Below are 1,350 nucleotides of genomic sequence, written 5' to 3' on the forward strand. Positions count from 1 at the left end.
GTTGAAATAGAGACAATAAGACCAACAAGTAAAACAATGTAATCTTGCAACTTACTTTTTAGGCCTGACATAGAAAGTTTAAATAACATGATTGAACTTCCTTCCTTACGCTTTTTTTGTGCCTAAGTTTGCAAGCACGTCTAAAATTTCTTTATAGAATTCTTCACGGGTACCACCGCGATGAATTTCTTTATATAACTCACCATCTTGAATGAATAAAATACGCTGACAGTAACTTGCGCTGTAAGGATCATGCGTAACCATCATAATGGATACACCTTGTTCTTTATTTAAGTTTGTCATCGCATCCAGTAAACTTGTTGCATTTTTAGAATCAAGCGCTCCTGTTGGTTCGTCCCCTAAAATAATTGCTGGCTCATGCACTAACGCACGTGCTGCTGCTGAACGCTGTTTTTGTCCACCAGATACTTCAGATGGATACTTTTGAAGGATTGCTGAAATTCCTAACATATCAGCTACCTTTTCTACTTTCTGTCCAATATTTCGTGATGGGACACCCTGAAGTGAAAGTGGAAGTGCAATATTTTCGTAAATAGATAAATTTTCTAATAAGTTAAAGTCTTGGAAAATGAATCCTAATTTTTGCGAACGGAAATCAGAAAGCTCACCTTGCTTCATTTTCGTAATATCCGTACCCGCAATTTCAACAACACCGCCTGTCGCTTTATCTAACGTTGAAATTACATTTAATAATGTTGTTTTACCAGAACCAGATGGCCCCATAATTCCGACAAACTCCCCCTCATGAATTGAGAATGAAACACCTTTTAACGCGTGTGATTGGTTCTCACCTTTTTTACCGTACACTTTTTGGACGTTTTTCACGTCTACAACTGGTTTCGTCATATATATCCTCCTACGTTTGTTTTTTCATTTCTTTAAAATAAGTTGCTATTCATATTTGCTACTAACAAAATAGTCATGTTGCATCTACCTTTTCCATAAGGCGGTCACGATGTATCCACTTGGAAGCTGAAAGAAAATTTTATTTTAATTTCTCCACTCACCTCATCGCTTTGAATACATACATGATAAACTATAAAAATTAGGAAACACCCTGAAAAAACCTTAAGAATTCTTAAGGTTTATAAAAAAAAAGCTTATGGAACCTGTAATTCCATAAGCCAATCTATTCGATTGGATGTTCAACAATAAAGGATATCCAACCTTCTTTATATTCTGCATGTATATTACCATGATGAAGTTCAACAATTCTTTTTGAGATAGCAAGCCCCAGTCCATTTCCTTGATCATTTTTTCTTGCCTTATCACCCCTGAAAAACCTTTCAAACAATTTATTTGGATCGCTAACAGGCGATCTCTCGACTT

2 protein-coding genes are annotated in these 1,350 nt (G+C 35.8%); both read right to left on the reverse strand.

Features of this window, described 5'->3' with window-relative positions:
• Positions 1-105: 105 nt before the first annotated feature.
• Complete coding sequence (locus DOS87_RS17180; protein ID WP_184121653.1) at positions 106-867, reverse strand: ABC transporter ATP-binding protein; 762 nt, start codon at positions 865-867, stop codon at positions 106-108.
• A 283-nt stretch (positions 868-1,150) separates the two neighbouring features.
• The coding region (locus DOS87_RS17185; protein WP_222616346.1) for an ATP-binding protein at positions 1,151-1,350 on the reverse strand (200 nt) is incomplete at its 5' end.

This window comes from Bacillus sp. CR71, assembly GCF_003429245.1.
GTDB lineage: Bacteria > Bacillota > Bacilli > Bacillales > Bacillaceae_G > Bacillus_A > Bacillus_A thuringiensis_S.